The organism is Serratia sp. CY40230, from assembly GCF_052168835.1.
GTDB classification, from domain to species: domain Bacteria; phylum Pseudomonadota; class Gammaproteobacteria; order Enterobacterales; family Enterobacteriaceae; genus Serratia; species Serratia nematodiphila.
Map to the genome: position 1 here is coordinate 175,512 of NZ_JBJNLX010000006.1, position 17,097 is coordinate 192,608.

At 63.1% G+C, this 17,097-nt stretch carries 15 protein-coding genes; 4 read left to right on the top strand and 11 right to left on the bottom strand.

Annotated features, from left to right (window positions below; all coding sequences use genetic code 11):
• The first annotated feature begins 180 nt into the window (after positions 1-180).
• Complete coding sequence (locus ACJ8IJ_RS21030) at positions 181-1,428, top strand: MFS transporter (protein WP_004934040.1); 1,248 nt, start codon at positions 181-183, stop codon at positions 1,426-1,428.
• Between the two features lie 53 nt (positions 1,429-1,481).
• Here the strand turns inward: ACJ8IJ_RS21030 and ACJ8IJ_RS21035 are convergent, their stop codons facing one another.
• Positions 1,482-2,108: a LysE family translocator gene (locus ACJ8IJ_RS21035; RefSeq protein ID WP_342579139.1), complete on the bottom strand. Its 627-nt coding sequence runs from the start codon at positions 2,106-2,108 to the stop codon at positions 1,482-1,484.
• Positions 2,109-2,229: 121 nt separating this feature from the next.
• Here ACJ8IJ_RS21035 and ACJ8IJ_RS21040 point away from each other — a divergent pair, with 121 nt between their 5' ends.
• Positions 2,230-3,141, top strand: coding sequence for a LysR family transcriptional regulator (locus tag ACJ8IJ_RS21040; RefSeq protein WP_442518873.1), 912 nt, complete (start codon positions 2,230-2,232; stop codon positions 3,139-3,141).
• A gap of 11 nt (positions 3,142-3,152) precedes the next feature.
• Here the strand turns inward: ACJ8IJ_RS21040 and ACJ8IJ_RS21045 are convergent, their stop codons facing one another.
• The 10 genes from ACJ8IJ_RS21045 to fdnG all read right to left on the bottom strand — a co-directional run bounded on the left by ACJ8IJ_RS21045 (position 3,153) and on the right by fdnG (position 14,000).
• Positions 3,153-3,428 (bottom strand): type II toxin-antitoxin system RelE/ParE family toxin, encoded by a 276-nt coding sequence (locus ACJ8IJ_RS21045; protein ID WP_033636570.1) that lies wholly within the window; start codon positions 3,426-3,428, stop codon positions 3,153-3,155.
• A complete protein-coding gene (locus ACJ8IJ_RS21050; protein WP_033639076.1) occupies positions 3,428-3,688 on the bottom strand; it encodes a CopG family ribbon-helix-helix protein in 261 nt (86 codons plus the stop codon). The genes ACJ8IJ_RS21045 and ACJ8IJ_RS21050 overlap by 1 nt, the downstream gene beginning before the upstream one ends.
• Positions 3,689-3,770: 82 nt before the next feature.
• Entirely contained in the window at positions 3,771-5,612 is a 1,842-nt protein-coding gene (gene selB / locus ACJ8IJ_RS21055) for a selenocysteine-specific translation elongation factor (RefSeq protein ID WP_342579137.1), read from the bottom strand.
• Complete coding sequence (gene selA / locus ACJ8IJ_RS21060; protein WP_088381115.1) at positions 5,609-7,003, bottom strand: L-seryl-tRNA(Sec) selenium transferase; 1,395 nt, start codon at positions 7,001-7,003, stop codon at positions 5,609-5,611. The genes selB and selA overlap by 4 nt, the downstream gene beginning before the upstream one ends.
• A 67-nt stretch (positions 7,004-7,070) precedes the next feature.
• Positions 7,071-7,676, bottom strand: a complete 606-nt coding sequence (locus tag ACJ8IJ_RS21065) for a glutathione S-transferase (RefSeq protein ID WP_004934025.1) — start codon at positions 7,674-7,676, stop codon at positions 7,071-7,073.
• Positions 7,677-7,711: 35 nt separating this feature from the next.
• A complete protein-coding gene (locus tag ACJ8IJ_RS21070; RefSeq protein ID WP_004934023.1) occupies positions 7,712-8,362 on the bottom strand; it encodes a DcrB-related protein in 651 nt (216 codons plus the stop codon).
• Positions 8,363-8,476: 114 nt separating this feature from the next.
• Positions 8,477-9,406, bottom strand: coding sequence for a formate dehydrogenase accessory protein FdhE (gene fdhE / locus ACJ8IJ_RS21075; protein ID WP_004934019.1), 930 nt, complete (start codon positions 9,404-9,406; stop codon positions 8,477-8,479).
• The gene (gene fdoI / locus ACJ8IJ_RS21080; protein ID WP_004934017.1) at positions 9,406-10,041 is read right to left on the bottom strand and encodes a formate dehydrogenase cytochrome b556 subunit; all 636 of its coding nucleotides are present in this window, start codon (positions 10,039-10,041) and stop codon (positions 9,406-9,408) included. The genes fdhE and fdoI overlap by 1 nt, the downstream gene beginning before the upstream one ends.
• A complete protein-coding gene (gene fdxH / locus ACJ8IJ_RS21085; RefSeq protein ID WP_004934014.1) occupies positions 10,038-10,940 on the bottom strand; it encodes a formate dehydrogenase subunit beta in 903 nt (300 codons plus the stop codon). The genes fdoI and fdxH overlap by 4 nt, the downstream gene beginning before the upstream one ends.
• Before the next feature lie 12 nt (positions 10,941-10,952).
• Entirely contained in the window at positions 10,953-14,000 is a 3,048-nt protein-coding gene (fdnG, locus tag ACJ8IJ_RS21090; RefSeq protein WP_103086119.1) for a formate dehydrogenase-N subunit alpha, read from the bottom strand.
• A 416-nt stretch (positions 14,001-14,416) separates the two neighbouring features.
• On the opposite strand from fdnG, the gene sodA reads away from it, so the two are divergent.
• Together sodA and ACJ8IJ_RS21100 are read left to right on the top strand one after the other, a co-directional pair.
• Positions 14,417-15,037, top strand: coding sequence for a superoxide dismutase [Mn] (sodA, locus tag ACJ8IJ_RS21095; RefSeq protein ID WP_004934003.1), 621 nt, complete (start codon positions 14,417-14,419; stop codon positions 15,035-15,037).
• Positions 15,038-15,162: 125 nt separating this feature from the next.
• Positions 15,163-17,091, top strand: a complete 1,929-nt coding sequence (locus tag ACJ8IJ_RS21100) for a methyl-accepting chemotaxis protein (protein ID WP_004933999.1) — start codon at positions 15,163-15,165, stop codon at positions 17,089-17,091.
• The last annotated feature ends 6 nt before the right edge of the window (positions 17,092-17,097 follow it).

Here is a 17,097-nt window from a genome sequence, read left to right on the forward strand (position 1 = left end):
AAGAGGTTATCGGGCACGGCGTTCGGCGACAACCCAAAAGCGAAATATCAGAATGCACTTAAACAACACCTTATGATTGCGAAGGTGAACAATTGGCGGCAAAATAGCCGCCACAACTCGCTCAGTTTGCGCTTCCCGCCCTGGCAGTTCCTTTTTCTCTTTTACTATCAGTACAATAATATGAAAACAACATTACCACCTGCGGCACGTTTGGGCCGGCAGGCGCTTTTATTCCCTCTTTGTCTGGTGCTGTTCGAGTTCGCCACCTATATCGGCAACGATATGATTCAGCCGGGCATGCTGGCCGTCGTGGCGGATTTCAACGCCGGCGAAGAGTGGGTGCCCACCTCAATGACCGCCTATCTGGCCGGCGGCATTTTCCTGCAGTGGCTGCTCGGGCCGCTGTCGGATCGTCGCGGCCGTCGCCCGGTGATGCTGGCCGGGGTGGCGTTCTTCATCGTCTCCTGCCTGGCGATCCTGCTGGTCACCACCATCGAGCAGTTTATCGCCATGCGTTTCCTGCAGGGCATCGGCCTGTGCTTTATCGGCGCGGTCGGCTACGCCACCATCCAGGAGTCGTTCGAGGAGGCGGTGTGCATCAAAATCACCGCCCTGATGGCTAACGTGGCGCTGATCGCCCCGCTGCTCGGGCCGCTGGCCGGCGCGGCGCTGATCCACGTCGCACCGTGGCAGAGCATGTTTGTGCTGTTTGCGGCGCTGGCGGCCATCGCCTTCTACGGCCTGTGGAAAGCGATGCCGGAAACCGCCACGCTGCAGGGCGAGGCGTTTTCCGCCGCCAACCTGTGGCGCGACTACCGCCAGGTGCTGGGCAACCGCCGCTTCCTGTGCGGCGCCCTGGCGATCGGTTTCGCCAGCCTGCCGCTGCTGGCCTGGATCGCCCAGTCGCCGGTGATCCTGATCAGCGGCGAGTCGCTGTCGACGCTGGACTACGGCCTGCTGCAGATCCCGGTGTTCGGCGCGCTGATCCTCGGCAACCTGACGCTGGCACGCCTGACCGGCAAAAACAGCGTGGAGCGCCTGATCAAGCTGGGCGCAGGCCCGATGCTGCTGGGGCTGCTGATCGCCGCGCTGGCGACCCAGTTCTCCAGCCACGCCTACCTGTGGATGACCGCCGGCCTGAGTCTGTACGCCTTCGGCATTGGCCTGGCCAACGCCGGGCTGTACCGCCTGACGCTGTTCTCCAGCAACGTCAGCAAGGGCACGGTGTCGGCCACTATGGGCATGCTGAGCATGATGGTGTTCACCGTCGGCATCGAGCTGGCCAAGGTCGCCTACGTCTGGGGCGGCAGCGGGCTGTTCAACCTGTTCAACCTCATCAGCGGCCTGTGCTGGCTGACGCTGGTGGCGCTGTTCCTCGGCAAACGCCGCAACGGCGACCCCACACCGCAGCCGAACGGCGCGGCGTAAACGCGACGATAAAACGCCGGTCCGGTTTCCCGACCGGCGTTTTTTATGCGGCTTCAGCCGAGCAGCCCCCACAGCGCATACCCCGTTCCCACCACCGCCACCGCCAACAACAGCAACGCCGACAGGACAGAGATCGCCCGCCGCGCGCGCTGCAGCGCCGTTCCCGACAGCAGGGTGATATAGGTCAGCAAAATGGCGAAGTCCGCCAGCACCCACAGCGCGGTCAGCAGCGTCAGGCTGGCGCCGATCGAGGGGGTGACGGCGATGAACTGCGGGAAAAAGGCGACGAAGAAGATAATGTCTTTGGGGTTGGCGATGCCCACCAGAAAACCGTTCAGGATCGCCGAGCGTTTTTGCGGCGGCGCAACGGGCTGCGCATCGGGGGCTCGCGCGGATAAATCCTCATACAGCGAGACGATCGCCATACGGCCAATAAACAGGCAACCCAGCAGGCCTATCCACTGCAGCAAGCGCATATCCACGGCGAACAGCCCGGTGATAATCAGCGCGGCGACGCCGATCAGCAACAAGGAGGCTCCGTTGCTGCCCAGCGCGGTCAACAGCGCGCGCCGGGCGCCAAAGCGCGCCGCGGTGTTGGCCACCATCGCCACCACCGGCCCCGGCGTGGCGATCAGCAACAAAATGGCGGCGAAATACGCCGCCAGTAACGACAGGTTCATCTTTATTTCACTCACATTCAGTCAGTTGGCGTCGCGCCATTATCATGCCGCCGCCCCCGCCTTGAAAAAGGAGTAATCCTGTCGTTTACTGTGAATCAGACTCATTATTAGAGACGCCGCGATGGCCAGTTCCCTTCCGCCGCTTTACGCCCTGCGCGCCTTCGAAAGCGCCGCCCGCACCGGCTCGTTCACGCTGGCCGCCGAGGAGCTGCATCTCACCCCGAGCGCGGTCAGCAAGCACATCAAAACGCTGGAGCAGCACTTTGGCTGCCGGCTGTTCCAGCGCAACGGCCCGCGTATCGAGGTCACGCCGCAGGGGAAAATCTTCGCCGCCGAGCTGCAGCAAGGGTTTGGCCGCATCGAGCAAGCCTGCGAGCTGTTCAGAAGCCACCGCGATCTGCTGCGGCTGAAGGCGCCCTCCACCCTGACCCTGCGCTGGCTGCTGGACTGCCTGAGCCGGTTCCGGCAAACGGCGCAGGCGTTCGAGGTGCAGGCAGCCAGCGTCTGGATGGACATCGACAGCGTGGATTTTTTCAGCGAACCCTACGACTGCGCCATCCTGCTCGGCAACGGCCATTTTGGCGCCAATACCGCCGCCGCCAAGCTGTTCGACGAATGGCTGATCCCGATTTGCGCCCCCGCGCTGCTCGCCGACGGGCAGCGGGATCTCGTCGCCTGCCCGCTGATCCACCCGTCGCCCGATCGGCGCGACTGGCGGCGCTGGCTGCAGAAAAGCGGCATCGCGGCCCCGATCGATCTCACGCGCGGCCAGGTATTTGATTCGCTGGAACAGGGCAACGCGGCGGCCATCGCCGGGCACGGCGTCTCGATCGGCGATCTGGCGCTGAGCCTGCGGACGATTGAGGAGGGATTATTGGTGCTGCCTTGTGACGTCGCCGTGCGCACCGGCGACGGTTACTATCTGGTTTGGCCGGAAGAATCGGCAAAACGGCCGCTGATCGAACGTTTACAGGCGTTTCTCACCGCCCAAACGCCCGACGTCAGCCGGGCCGCCGTCAGGTTTATCGGGTAGGGGAATTCGGCCTATCGCTCTTCGCGAGTATGCCAAATACGCAGAACATAAATCGTTGCCGGCTGCACCTGGTAACGTATCTCATAACGGCCGACCAGAATACGCCTCACTTCCTGCGGTAAAAACTCGTCCAGTCTTTCACCCAGGCGAGGATTATCGAGCAACGCTTTAGGCGCGGCGACCAAGGCCTTCACCGAATTCGCTGCCGCAGTGCGGTTAGCCAAGGCAAGAAACTCAAACAAACGCGCCAAATCCGATAGCGCCTTACTCGTCCATTTTAACTCCATCAGCGCGGTACCGGCAGCGGCTCGTCACTGTCCAGGCTGGCCGCCCAGGCTTCTACCGACTCATGATCGATAACGTTTTGCTGTTCGACATCGGCCAGCGCCGCCAGCGTTAACCGACGGCGCTCTTCCTCTTGCTCAAGCCAGGCGGCGAGGGCTTGCTTCACTATCCATCCCCGTGAGCGTTCAAGTTTGGCGGCCATTTCATCCACCTTTTCAGCCAAAGGCAGCGGGACATGAGCGGTGATGACTTTCGTATTCATCGTCTTGCTCCTCAATACAATCAATATCAATCAAAGTGATTAAAGCTGATTATACCGCCATCAGAGAACAAAAAACACGCAATCAGTTGCCGAACAGCCCGCCGTCGCGCAGCAGATGCTCGTTGCCCTTGCGGCGGGTAAAGCCGCTGCGATCGAAGAACTCCAGCACCTGGATCGCCAGCTTGCGCCCGACGCCGAGCCGATCGCGGAAATCGGCGGCGTTGGCGCCCCCGCGCTCCGTATCCAGCTCGCGGATCAGCGCCGCGAACTGATCGATGCGTCGGCTGAGGTAGTAGCGATCCACCACCACCGCCGTCACATGGCCCAACTGGGCCGCCTTACGCAGCAGCGCGCGTACCCGGCTTTCCTCTTCGCCCAATTCGCTCGCCAGATCGCGCACCCACCAGGGTTCGTCGCCGAACAGCGGTTCGATGCGCGCCCACAGCGGCGCCTCTTCGGCGCTGAACGCCAGGCCGTGTTCCGGCAGGTGCAGCCAGCCGCGCGTATTGCGCAGCGCGCCGGCCCGCAGCAGCCGATCGATCATCATAAACACCAATGCTTCAGGCTGCTGCGGCAGCGCCATGCGCCGCAGGCGGGCGCGCCCTAAGCCCAGCTGATCGGCGTGCTGTTGGTGATACTCCGCCAGCACCTGCAGCAGGCGGCTTTCCGCCTGTTGCACCTGATCCTGCGCCAGCGCCCGGTCACCGACGATCAGCAGATCGCGGTTCGCCAGCAGCTCGTTCAGGCCATCGTCCGTCAACTGACGCGCCCAGGCGAACGCCGCGAGTGACAGCGCGCCGTGCGGCAATTCAAGCGCCAGCGCCTGCGCATCGTCTTGCGCCAGCGCCAGGGCCTGCAGCCATGCCAGATAGTCCGGCTGACGCTTGCCGCGCTTGGGCGCATTCAGCCTGAGCACCCGAGCCGCGCCCAGAGTTTGCCGCGCGCCAATATCGCGCAGCACCAGCCGATCGTTCTGCGCCAACCACAGCGGGCGATCGAGGATCAGTTCCGCCAGCCCGTCGTTCAGCAACGAAATGCGCCCGGTGATGTGGCTGGCGGCATGGTGCAGATGCAGCGGCTGCCAATGGCGGATCGGCCGATCCGTCTCCAACGCCACCAGAATGCGTTCCGCCGCTTCGGGCGGACGCTGCGCCAGCAGCCAATCGCCGCGCGCGACCCGCTCTTTATCGACATCGCCGCTGATGTTAAGCGCAATGCGCTGCCCGGCCTGCGCCTGTTCCACGGTCTGATTCTGGGCATGCAGGCCGCGCACCCGCACCGGCGCGTCGGCGCCGGTCAGCCACAGCGTATCCCCCACCTTCACCCGGCCGCCGAGCGCGGTGCCGGTCACCACCAGCCCCGCCCCTTTGACGCTGAACGCGCGGTCTACCGCCAGGCGAAAACGGCGCGTCAGCGCATGTTCAGCGGGCGACAACGCCAGCAAATGCGCGCGCAGCGCCTCGATGCCCTCGCCCGCCGCCGCCGCGGTCACGAACAGCGGCGCATCGGGCCACCCCTGGCGCGCCAGCTCGTCGCGCACCTGGCTGCGCACCTCATCGACACGCGCCGCGTCCACCCGGTCGGCCTTGGTCAGCGCCACCGTCAGCGCCGGGCGCCCGCTCAGGCGCAGGATCGCCAGATGCTCGCGGGTTTGCGCCATCACGCCGTCGTCGCAGGCCACCACCAGCAACGCATGATCGATGCCGCCGACGCCCGCCAGCATGTTGGCGAGGAATTTCTCGTGGCCGGGCACGTCGATAAAGCCCAGCACCCGGCCGTCCGGCTGCGGCCAGTAGGCGTAACCCAGATCGATGGTCATGCCGCGGCGCTTTTCTTCCGGCAGGCGATCCGCGTTGATCCCGGAGATCGCCTGCAGCAGGGTGGTTTTGCCATGATCGACATGGCCGGCGGTGGCGATGATCATGATGCGCTCAGCGCTGCGATCAGCGCCCCTTCCTGTTCCAGGCAGCGCAGATCCAGCCACAGCCTGCCGTCGCCGAGGCGGCCGATCACCGGCTGCGGCAGACGGCGCCAGCGTTCGGCCAGCGCTTCCAGCGTGGCGCCGCGGCCGTCGCGCGGCGTGAAGGTCAGGGCATAGCTGGGCAGGCGATCCACCGGCAGCGAACCGCTGCCGATCTGCGACCAGCACGGTTCGGCGCGCAGGTCGAAATCGGTGGTGAACCGCGGCGTCAGCGCCGTCAGCAGCCGCTCGGCCGCCTGTTGCATCTCCTGCTGCGGGCGAGTCAACAGCCGCAGCGTCGGCAGCTGCTCAGCCAGTTTTTCCGGCTGCAGATAGAGCCGCAGCGTGGCCTCCAGAGCCGCCAGCGTCAGCTTGCCGACGCGCAGCGCGCGTTTGAGCGGGTGCTGCTGCAAACGCGCGATCAGCGCCTTTTTGCCGACGATGATGCCAGCCTGCGGGCCGCCCAGCAGCTTATCGCCGGAGAACGTCACCAGATCGACGCCGGCGGCCAGCAGCCGCTGCGGCATCGGTTCGGCGGGCAGGCCGTACTGCGCCATATCGATCAGCGAGCCGCTGCCCAGATCGGTGGCGGTCGGCACGCCCTGTTCGGCCCCGAGCTGCGCCAGTTCGGCCTCGTCGACCGCCGCGGTAAAGCCCTGAATGCTGTAGTTGCTGGTGTGCACTTTCATTAACAAGCCAGTCTGCTCGTTGATGGCTTGGCGGTAATCCTTCAGATGGGTGCGGTTGGTGGTGCCGACCTCGACCAATTGACAGCCGGCCTGGCGCATCACGTCGGGAATGCGGAACGCGCCGCCGATTTCCACCAGCTCGCCGCGCGACACCACCACCTCTTTGCCGGGGGCGATCGCCGCCAGCATCAGCAGCACCGCCGCCGCGTTGTTATTGACGATGCAGGCGTCTTCCGCGCCGGTCAGCCGACACAGCAGACTCGCCACCGCCCGATCGCGATGGCCACGCCCGGCGCCGTCCAGATCGTACTCCAGCGTCACCGCCTCCCCCATCACCGCGTTCACCGCATCCTTCACCGGCTGCGCCAGCAGGGCGCGCCCGAGGTTGGTGTGCAGCACGGTGCCGCTGAGGTTGAACACCGGCAGCAAAGCCGGGCGTTGCTGCCGGGCCAGCTCGGCCCGCAGCGCCTGCGGCCAGTCGCCGCACCAGGCCGGCAAGCGTTGCCGTTGTTTGATCGCGTCGCGCGCCTGGGCCTGCAGCCGGCGCAGCAGTTCGCCGATCAGCGTCTGGCCATGCTGTGCCACCAGCGGTTCAATCGCGGGTTCACGCAGCAGGCGGTCGATGGCGGGCAGTTGGCTGTAAAGAAGGTGGGATTCAGTGCTCATGGTCGCTCGGTTTTCAGTTTAAACGTATCGGCATAGCAAAACCCCGCCGCAGCGGGGAGAAAAAAGCTCAAGGCGGCGCAGTGCGGGCGAAGCTTTCGCGGGCGAACAGGCGTTCGGCCAGTTTGACCAGCGTCGGGCGTTCGACGCACCAGTTGGGCAGGATGCGGCGGAAATTGAGGTAGCCCAGCGCGCAGCCGGTGGCGATATCCGCCAGCGTCAGCCGCTCAGCATTGAGCCACGTTTTTTCCCGCGCCAGCGCCTCCAGGGCGTCCAGGCCCTGCGTCAGCTTGTCACGCTGGCGCAGCATCCAGTTTTCGTCCTGTTTTTCCGGCGCGCGCCGGCTTTCACGGAACAGCGTCGCCGCCGCTTCGGTCACGCCGTCCGCCAACGCCGCCACCTGGCGAACCCGCAATGCGGCGGCGCGTTCGGCCGGCAAAAACGCCGGCTCCACCGCCAGCAGCTCGAGGTATTCGGCCACCACCGGCGAGTCGTAAAACACCTCGCCGTCATCGGCGATCAGCACCGGCACCTTGGCGAGCGGGTTCAACTCCTTCACCCGGCTGCCGGGCTCATACGGCGGATCGTTGACGAACTCGAACGCAATCCCCTTCTCCAGCAGCATCACGGAAATCTTGCGCACAAAGGGGCTGGTGTAACTGCCGATAAGCTTCATCCGGTCTCCTCCGCTTCGTCCTGGCTGCGGCGTCCTTACTTCACCGCCAGGGTATCGATAATCCGCTGCACCAGCGCCTGATGCACTTCCGGCGTTTTGGCCGGCGACAGCATTTGCAACGTCACCACCCGCTTGTTGAACACCGTCAACACCAGGGTGGAGACCACCTTTTGGCCGTTGACGGTCTGTTCGGTATCCACCCGGCGAAACTTCTGTTTGCCGACGCTGAAGTTCTCTTCTTTGGTGGTCTGGATATTCTGATAGCGTTCGGCCAGCACCGTGATGGCGCTCTGCGTCAGCTCTTTCAGCATTTTGTCGCTGGTGTTGAGCTTCATGCCGTCCGGCGGGATCACTTCGGACGAGACCGCGCTCTGGCGCGACTTGCCGTCAAGGAAGCGCTGAATGGTGGAGGTGCTGTCGTTGATGATGCCGCTGTTCAGCGTTTGATCGCTAAAGCCCGGCGGCAGCTCGAAGGTGATCTTGCCCTTCTGCAGCGACACGTTCAGCCCCGGCGGCGCGGGCGGGGTTTCTACCGGCGCAGGCGGCGGCGGTGGCGCGGGCTGCGTCACGGTCGGCTTGGTGTCCGGCGGCGGCACCGCCGGTTTGGTGTCGTCTTTGTTGTCGCAGGCCGCCAGTCCAACCGCCAACACGGCGACCGCGGTCAGTTTTGCCAGGGTGTTTAACATCGTGGTTCCTTTCGCTTGGCGCGTTATGGCCTAAACGTAGCAACTCGCCCGGGCGATTGCCAGAAGCCCGTTCTGAAATTGCTCATCCGGCCCCGCGCGAACGGGGCCGGGCGGTTACTCCGCCGGGAACAGGAACGGATTGATGCTGCTGCGGCCGAAGCCTTCTTCTTCCATACGGGCATCCAGCACCAGCGAAGCCAGATCGTCGGCCACTGCTTCGACCTGCGGGTCTTTTTCCTGATAGAGGATCTTCAGGTAAGTGCCGCAGTCGCCGCAGCTCTCCGCCTTCACCGCCGCCTGCTCGCTGTCCAGCGACCAGTAGTTGAGATCGCGGGTCTGCTCGCAGTTGCTGCACTTCACCCGCACCACGTGCCATTCGCTTTCGCACAGGTTGCAGTGCAGGTAGCGCAGGCCGTTGACGGTGCCGATGTGCACCATGCTGGAGACCGGGATGCTGCCGCACACCGGGCAGAACTGGCGCTGCTCGCCGTATTCGGCGCGCGCCTTGCCGGGGATCAGGCTGGCCATCTGCGCCCAATAGAGCGACAGCGCGGCCCAGAGAAACGGCGCCTTCTCGCTGCCTACCTTGCCGAACTCGCGGTTGAGCAAGGCGTCGGCCATCAGCTCCAGCTCGTGCGCCGAGGCCTTCTCCAGGTTGTCCAGCACCGCCAGAATGTGTTCCGGCGCCTGCGGGCGCAGCTCGGCGATCAGCGACGTCAACAGCTTGCGCCAGTGCTCGCTGCGCGGGAACACGCTCAGATCGAGCGGCGGTTTGCCGCTGGCGGCGCCCTGCGCCAACGCTTCGCTAAGATCGAGCGCCAGCGGGTTATCGTGCAGCGCATGCTGCTGCGCCTGCGCCAGCTCGGCGGCAAAGTTCAGGTAGTCACCCAGCGGGTTGTCGACAGCCAGCTGACGCAGACGTTCGGCGCGGCGGCTGTACAGGCTTTTCAGGTTGGCGAAAAGTAACGGCGGGATGTTCTCCGCCGTTGTGGACTTCTCACGCTGTGCCCCTAACTGCTCTTTAGGAACGATGCGGATACTCATCAGGGTTTATCTTCCTGTCGTTTCTCGCGGACCTCACGGTACCAGCGCGGATGATGTTTCTTGGCCCAGGCCGCCGGCACCCAGCCTTCCACCATCGCGGTAATGGTGCCTTTTACCCACAATGCGGCGTAAATGTGCACCATAATCACGATGATAAGGCCGACCGCGGCCAGCGAATGCACCAGCAGCGCGATGCGGATCAGCGGAATGGAGAACGACGGCGCAAAATACGGCCGCCAGATCACCACGCCGCTGGCCAGCAGCAGCACCAGGCTGATAATCGCCGCCCAGAATACGCACTTCTGGCCGAAATTATAGCGCCCGGTGTCACCCACTTCCTCGTTCATGGCGATTTTGTGGATGTTCTTGGCCCAGACGATATCTTCCCGGTTGATCAGGTTGTGCTTCCAGTAGCGCAGGAACATCAGCAGGAACGCGGCGAACATGATCACCCCGACAAACGGGTGCAGAATGCGCGCCAGCTGCGGCGTCCCGAAGATGTTCATCAGCCAGTTGAAGGAGGGGAAGAAGAACCCCAGCCCGCTGATGGCGGCGAACACGAAGCAGAACGCCACGATCCAGTGGTTGATGCGCTCCGGCGCGCTGTAACGCTGAATGGGCTTTTCCTTTCTCATTTGCGCGTCTCCTCGTCGTGCGACTCGTCGTGCTCGTCCTCATCTTCGACGCGGTTAGGCCCGACGCCGACATAGTGGAACACGCTGGCCGCGAAGGTGGCGGCAAAGCCGATGGCCGCCAAGGGTTTCCACACGCCCTTCCAGAAGGTCACCGCCGGGCTGATGCTCGGGTTGTCCGGCAAACCGTGGTACAGCTGCGGTTTGTCGGCGTGGTGCAACACGTACATCACGTGCGTGCCGCCCACCCCCGCCGGATCGTACAGACCGGCGTTCTGGTAACCGCGGGTGTTCAGCTCGCTGACGCGATCCGCCGCCACCTGCTTCATCGCTTCCTTGGTGCCGAAGTGAATGGCGCCGGTCGGGCAGGTTTTCACGCAGGCCGGTTCCTGGCCGACGTCCACGCGGTCGACGCACAGGGTGCACTTGTACACCCGGTTGTCGTCCTTGTTCATGCGCGGCACGTCGAACGGGCAGCCGGCGATGCAGTAGCCGCAGCCGATGCAGTGCTCGGACTGGAAGTCGACGATGCCGTTGGCGTACTGAATGATCGCGCCTTCCGACGGGCAGGCCTTGAGGCAGCCCGGATCGGCGCAGTGCATGCAGCCGTCCTTGCGGATCAGCCATTCCAGCTTGCCGTTTTCCTCCACCTCGGAGAAGCGCATCACCGTCCACGACTTGGCGGTCAGATCGGCGGGGTTATCGTACACCCCGACGTTGTGCCCCACTTCGTCGCGGATGTCGTTCCATTCGGAACAGGCCACCTGACAGGCCTTGCAGCCGATACAGGTGGTGACATCGATCAGTTTGGCCACTTCTTCCTGGTGGTCACGGGCGCGCGGCGCCGGCGTGAAACCATTGGTGGCGGATTTACGAATGATGTCTTGAGATTGCATGGCCATAATTCGTCTCCGTTACACCTTTTCCACGTTGACCAGGAACGCCTTGAACTCCGGCGTTTGCGTATTGGCGTCGCCGACGAACGGCGTCAGCGTGTTGGCGATAAAGCCTTTCTTCGCCACCCCTTCGTAACCCCAGTGAATAGGGATGCCGATGGTGTCGACTTCCTGGCCGTGCACCTGCAGCGTGCGAATACGCTTGGTCACCACCGCCTTGGCCTTGATGTAGCCACGGTTGGAGCTGACTTTCACGGTATCGCCCTGCTTGATGCCCTTCTTCTCCGCCAGCTTTTCGCCGATCTCCACAAACTGCTCCGGCTGGGCGATGGCGTTCAGCCGCGCGTGCTTGGTCCAGTAGTGGAAGTGCTCGGTCAGACGATAGGTAGTGCCGACGTACGGGAACTTGTCGGATTTGCCCATCGCCGCCAGATCGTCCTTGAACACGCGCGCCGCCGGGTTGGACACCACGTTCGGGTGCAGCGGGTTGGTGCCGAGCGGCGTTTCGAACGGCTCGTAGTGCTCAGGGAACGGCCCTTCCGCCATCTTGTCGGTGGCGAACAGGCGGCCCATGCCTTCCGGCTGCATGATGAACGGCCCGACGTCGCTGCCCGGCGCGGCGGTGCTGTAGTCCGGGATATCGGCCCCGACCCACTTGGCGCCGTCCCACTCCAGCAGCTGGCGTTTCGGATCCCACGGTTTGCCCTGCGGATCCGCCGAGGCGCGGTTGTACAGAATGCGGCGATTGAGCGGCCATGCCCAGGCCCAGCCCAGCGTATTGCCGAGGCCGGACGGATCGGCGTTGTCGCGCCGCGCCATCTGGTTGCCGGCCGGCGTCCAACTGCCGGCGAAGATCCAGCAGCCGCTGGCGGTGGTGCCGTCGTCGCGCAGCTGCGCGAACGAGCTGAGCAGCTCGCCTTTTTTCACCAGCACTTTGCCGTCGGCATCCAGCAGATCCGCCAGCGCCTTGCCGTTGTTCTCCTGCGCCACCTCTTCCGGCGCCGGGTTGTCCGGCGTCAGGTAGTCCCAGGTCATGTTCAGCACCTGCTCAGGCACCGCGCCACCGTCGCGCGCATACATCTCGCGCAGGCGGCTGAAGATGCCCGCCAGGATCTCGCCGTCGTTCAGCGCTTCGCCCGGGGCGTCCGCGCCTTTCCAGTGCCACTGCAGCCAGCGGCCGGAGTTGACGATCGAGCCGTTCTCTTCGGCGAAGCAGGTGGACGGCAGGCGGAACACTTCGGTCTGGATCTGCGACGGATCCACTTCGTTGAACTCGCCGTGGTTCTGCCAGAAGTTGGAGGTCTCGGTGTTCAACGGATCGATGGTCACCAGGAACTTCAGCTTGGACAGTGAAGCCACCACCTTGTTTTTGTTCGGGAACGACGCCACCGGGTTAAAGCCCTGGCAGAAGTAGCCGTTGACCTTGCCCTGCGCCATCATCTCGAAGTACTGCAGCACGTCGTAGCCCTTGTCCCACTTCGGCAACCAGTCAAAGCCCCAGCTGTTGTCCTTCTGCGCCTTGTCGCCGTAGAAGGTCTTCATCATGCTGACGAAGAATTTCGGGTAGTTGCCCCAGTAGTTCACCTGGCCCGGCAGCAGCGCCTTCGGCGTGTTGGCCTTCAGGTAGGTCTCGAGATCGGTCTGTTTCTCCGACGGCAGCGTCAGGTAGCCCGGCAGGCTCTGCGACAGCAGGCCGAGATCGGTCAGACCCTGGATGTTGGAGTGGCCACGCAGCGCGTTGACGCCGCCGCCCGCCATGCCCATGTTGCCGAGCAGCAGCTGGATCATCGCCATGGTGCGGATGTTCTGTGCGCCGACCGAGTGCTGAGTCCAGCCCAGGGCGTACAGGAACGAAGCGGTCTTATCCGCCACGCAGGTTTCGGCGATGTATTCGCACACCTTGAGGAAATCGTCCTTCGGCGTGCCGCAGATGTTGCTCACCACGTCAGGCGTGTAGCGGCTCACGTGCTGCTTCAGCAGGTTCCACACGCAGCGCGGATCCTGCAGCGTGACGTCGCGCTTGGCGAAGCCGTTCTCGTCGAACTGGTAGTTCCAGGTGGTTTTGTCGTACTTGCGGTTTTCCGCGTCGTAGCCGCTGAACAAGCCGTCTTCGAAGGCAAAGTCTTCCCGCACCAGCAGGCTGGCGTTGGTGTAGGCCTCGACGTATTCGCGGTTAAATTTGTTGTTGGTCATCAGATACAGCAACACGCCCGACAGGAAAGCGATGTCGGTCCCGGAGCGGATCGGCGTGTAGAAGTCCGCCACCGATGCGGTTCGGGTAAAGCGCGGATCGATCACGATCAGCTTGGCATTGTTGTGTATTTTGGCTTCCATCGCCCAGCGGAACCCCACCGGATGCGCTTCCGCCGCATTACCGCCCATGACGATAATCAAATTCGCGTTCTTGATATCAACCCAGTGGTTGGTCATCGCACCGCGACCAAATGTTGGAGCAAGACTTGCTACCGTTGGTCCGTGTCAGACACGCGCCTGGTTGTCTACGGCAAGCATGCCGAGAGCGCGACTAAATTTTTGCGACAGAAAACCGGTTTCGTTGCTGGCGGCCGAGGCGCACAGCATGCCGGTGGTCAGCCAGCGGTTGACGGTAACGCCCTGGTCGTTGGTTTTGATGAAGTTGGCGTCACGGTCTTCCTTCACCAGCTTGGCGATGCGGGTAAAGGCGTCGTCCCAGCTGATGCGCTGCCATTTGTCCGACCCTGGCGCCCGGTATTCCGGGTACTTGAGGCGGCTTTCGCTGTGGATGAAGTCAACCAGGCCGGCGCCTTTCGGGCAAAGCGCGCCGCGGTTTACCGGGTGATCCGGATCCCCTTCGATATGGAAAATGCTTTCTTTGGCGTTTTTGGCGCCATCACCAAGGCTGTACATCAACAGCCCACAGCCGACGGAACAATACGTACAGGTATTACGGGTCTCGCGGGCGCGCAGCAGTTTGTACTGCCGGGTTTCCGCCAACGCCACTTCGGGGGCAAAGCCCAGCGCGGCCACCGTCGTTCCTGCCATACCGCCAGCGCAGATCTTAAAGAACTGCCTTCTGCTGACCTGCATGGGGGTCTCCTTTACTCTCGATTGTCACATTGTTCAAATGCGCCTGCCCGCTAGCGCGGCAAACGCGAATGTCACTGTTGTTATGCTTGCTACGAACGCCGGCCATATTACCACAGCGTGCTTGTGGTTGTTACACACTCGTGCTCATTCAGTGAACGCATTGGCACATTTCGATACATTTCGGCGTTGGCGCTCCCTACAGTATAGAGAGTAACCAACGCGCCGGGGCGGCGGTTCGACGCGGCCCCCCAGCGCCCTCTTCTATCAGCATGTTAACGCAACGATTTGTTCATTAACCACACAGTTCACAGGGCATTGATAATCATTTTCAATATCATTTAATTAACTATAATGATCCGACTGCTTACGCGGTGCTCGCCCTTTGCGCCGCCCATACACCACTGGAGATGATGATTATGAGTTATTCACTGCCATCCCTGCCTTACGCTTACGACGCACTGGAACCGCATTTCGACAAGCAGACGATGGAAATCCATCACACCAAACACCACCAGACCTACGTCAACAACGCCAACACCGTGCTGGAAGCCTACCCTGAGCTGGCCAAATACAGCGTTGAAGAGCTGATCCAGGATCTGGATAAAGTGCCTGCCGACAAACGCACCTTCATGCGTAACAACGCCGGCGGCCACGCCAACCACAGCTTCTTCTGGAAAAACCTGAAAACCGGCACCACGCTGGGCGGCGATCTGAAAGCGGCCATCGAGCGCGATTTCGGCAGCGTTGAGAAATTCCAGGAAGAGTTCGAGAAAGCCGCAGCCACCCGCTTCGGTTCCGGTTGGGCCTGGCTGGTGCTGAAAGACGGCAAGCTGGCCGTAGTGTCTACCGCCAACCAGGACAGCCCGCTGATGGGCGAAGCCGTCGCCGGCGCTTCCGGTTTCCCAATCATCGGCCTGGACGTGTGGGAACACGCTTACTACCTGAAATATCAGAACAAACGTCCTGACTACATCAAGGCGTTCTGGAACGTGGTCAACTGGGATGAAGCCGCCGCGCGCTTCGCCGCGAAGAAGTAATTCGCCCCCGTTGATGAAGATGCCCGCCGCCGGCGGGTATTTTTTTGCCTGAAATCCGCTAAAGTTTGACCACTTCCTGCCGATGGTTTGTTCAATTGACGTTCGCCCGGAGAAGGAAAAACGCTATGGCGGCATTGCAAGCATTGGCAGGAAAGTTCACTCATCTCACCGTAGGTAAAAAGCTCGGCCTCGGCTTCGCGCTGTTGCTGCTGTTGGCGGTCGTCATCGCCGGCACCGGAGCGCAATATCTGCATATCATTGAATCCCGCGCCGATCGCATCGACTTCAGCAACCGGCTGAACGAGGAGATCAACCAGGCCAAATACAACCGCGCCATGTACGGCCAGACCTACCAGCCGGAGTATCTGCAGAACAACCGCGCCAATATTGAAAACGCCGTCAAACTGATAGATCAGGGGCAGGCGCTGGACTGGGACGCCCAAAGCCGCAAGGATCTGCAGCGTCTGGTGACGCTGATCGGGGAATATCAGCAGCAGCAAAAGGTCTTTGAGCAAGCGGTCTCGGCCAAAGATGCGGTGCGCCAGAGCTGGAACATGTCGGAAGTGCAGGCCAGCCTGAGCCAGGTGGAGCGCCAGCTGACCAACGGCGATCTGCAACTGGCCTTCATCCAACTGAACCAGAAGCTGACCCAGGTGCGCTACGGCGCGCGCGGCCTGCTGCTGAGCCTGAACAAGGAAACCGAAGCGCCGCTGATGGCGGCCATCGACGACGCGCGCGACGCGGCCAACGCCCTGAGCCGCCGGGTCAGCGAAGCGCAGCGCCCGCAGTTGCAACCGCTGCTGGCCGCCCTGGACGATTACAAAAACCGCATTGCGGCCTACCTGCCGGCCTATGAGCACGAGCAGCAAATCAGCCGGCAGCTCGGCGAACGCGCGCAGGCGATCGGCACGCTGGTGAACGCCTTTATGCAGGACGAGCTGGTGCAGACGCGCAACAACATCAACCTGGCGCAGCTGCAGATGGGCGTCACCACCCTGATCGCCATCATCGCCGGGGTGCTTATCGCCTGGCGCATCACGCTGCAGATCACCCGTCCGCTGCACAGCACGCTGGCGATGGCGGAACGCATCGCCAACGGCGACCTGCGTCAGGCGCAGACCAGCACCCGCCGCGACGAGCTGGGGCAGCTGCTGAACGCGGTGGCGGCCATGAGCCAAAACCTGCGCACCATGATTGAGAAGATCCAGATGGGGGTCAGCCAGGTCTCCACCGCCTCGGCGGAAATCGCCGCCGGCAACACCGATCTCTCTTCCCGCACCGAACAGCAGGCGGCGGCGGTCGAGGAAACCGCCGCCAGCATGGAGCAGCTGACCGCCACGGTGAAACAGAACGCCGACAACGCCCATCACGCCAATCAGCTGGCCACCGACGCCTCGCAGACCGCGCAGCAGGGCGGCAAGCTGGTGGAAAACGTGGTCAGCACCATGCGCGATATTTCCAGCAGTTCGCAGCGTATCGCCGAAATTACCACCCTGATCAACGGCATTGCCTTCCAGACCAACATCCTGGCGCTCAACGCCGCGGTGGAAGCGGCGCGCGCCGGCGAACAGGGCCGCGGCTTCTCGGTGGTCGCCAGCGAAGTGCGCAGCCTGGCGAGCCGCAGCGCCCAGGCGGCGAAGGAGATCGAAGGGCTGATCGCCGAATCGGTCAGCCGGGTGAAAACCGGCACCGAACTGGTGGAAAGCACCGGCAATACCATGGAGCAGATCGTCCGCTCGGTCACCCACGTGCGCGACATCATGGCCGAGATCGCCGCCGCCTCCGATGAACAGACGCGCGGCATCGCCCAGATTGGCCAGGCGATCGTCGAGATGGACCACACCACCCAGCAGAACGCTGCGTTGGTGGAAGAGTCCGCCGCCGCCGCCGATTCGCTGGAAGAGCAGGCGGAGATGCTGCTGCAGAGCGTTTCGGTGTTCCGTTTGGCGGAGCAGACCGAACCCGCCGCCGTGAAAGCCGCCGCGCCGAAAGCGCCGGCCGTAAAACCCGCGGCCGCCAACGCCGCAGCGGAAGAGAACTGGACCACCTTCTGACGCCCG

Coding starts and splice junctions, on each gene's coding strand:
- ACJ8IJ_RS21030 (WP_004934040.1), top strand. CDS start 181: ATGAAAACAACATTACCACCTGCGGCACGTTTGGGCCGGCAGGCGCTT.
- ACJ8IJ_RS21035 (WP_342579139.1), bottom strand. CDS start 2,108: ATGAACCTGTCGTTACTGGCGGCGTATTTCGCCGCCATTTTGTTGCTG.
- ACJ8IJ_RS21040 (WP_442518873.1), top strand. CDS start 2,230: ATGGCCAGTTCCCTTCCGCCGCTTTACGCCCTGCGCGCCTTCGAAAGC.
- ACJ8IJ_RS21045 (WP_033636570.1), bottom strand. CDS start 3,428: ATGGAGTTAAAATGGACGAGTAAGGCGCTATCGGATTTGGCGCGTTTG.
- ACJ8IJ_RS21050 (WP_033639076.1), bottom strand. CDS start 3,688: ATGAATACGAAAGTCATCACCGCTCATGTCCCGCTGCCTTTGGCTGAA.
- selB (WP_342579137.1), bottom strand. CDS start 5,612: ATGATCATCGCCACCGCCGGCCATGTCGATCATGGCAAAACCACCCTG.
- selA (WP_088381115.1), bottom strand. CDS start 7,003: ATGAGCACTGAATCCCACCTTCTTTACAGCCAACTGCCCGCCATCGAC.
- ACJ8IJ_RS21065 (WP_004934025.1), bottom strand. CDS start 7,676: ATGAAGCTTATCGGCAGTTACACCAGCCCCTTTGTGCGCAAGATTTCC.
- ACJ8IJ_RS21070 (WP_004934023.1), bottom strand. CDS start 8,362: ATGTTAAACACCCTGGCAAAACTGACCGCGGTCGCCGTGTTGGCGGTT.
- fdhE (WP_004934019.1), bottom strand. CDS start 9,406: ATGAGTATCCGCATCGTTCCTAAAGAGCAGTTAGGGGCACAGCGTGAG.
- fdoI (WP_004934017.1), bottom strand. CDS start 10,041: ATGAGAAAGGAAAAGCCCATTCAGCGTTACAGCGCGCCGGAGCGCATC.
- fdxH (WP_004934014.1), bottom strand. CDS start 10,940: ATGGCCATGCAATCTCAAGACATCATTCGTAAATCCGCCACCAATGGT.
- sodA (WP_004934003.1), top strand. CDS start 14,417: ATGAGTTATTCACTGCCATCCCTGCCTTACGCTTACGACGCACTGGAA.
- ACJ8IJ_RS21100 (WP_004933999.1), top strand. CDS start 15,163: ATGGCGGCATTGCAAGCATTGGCAGGAAAGTTCACTCATCTCACCGTA.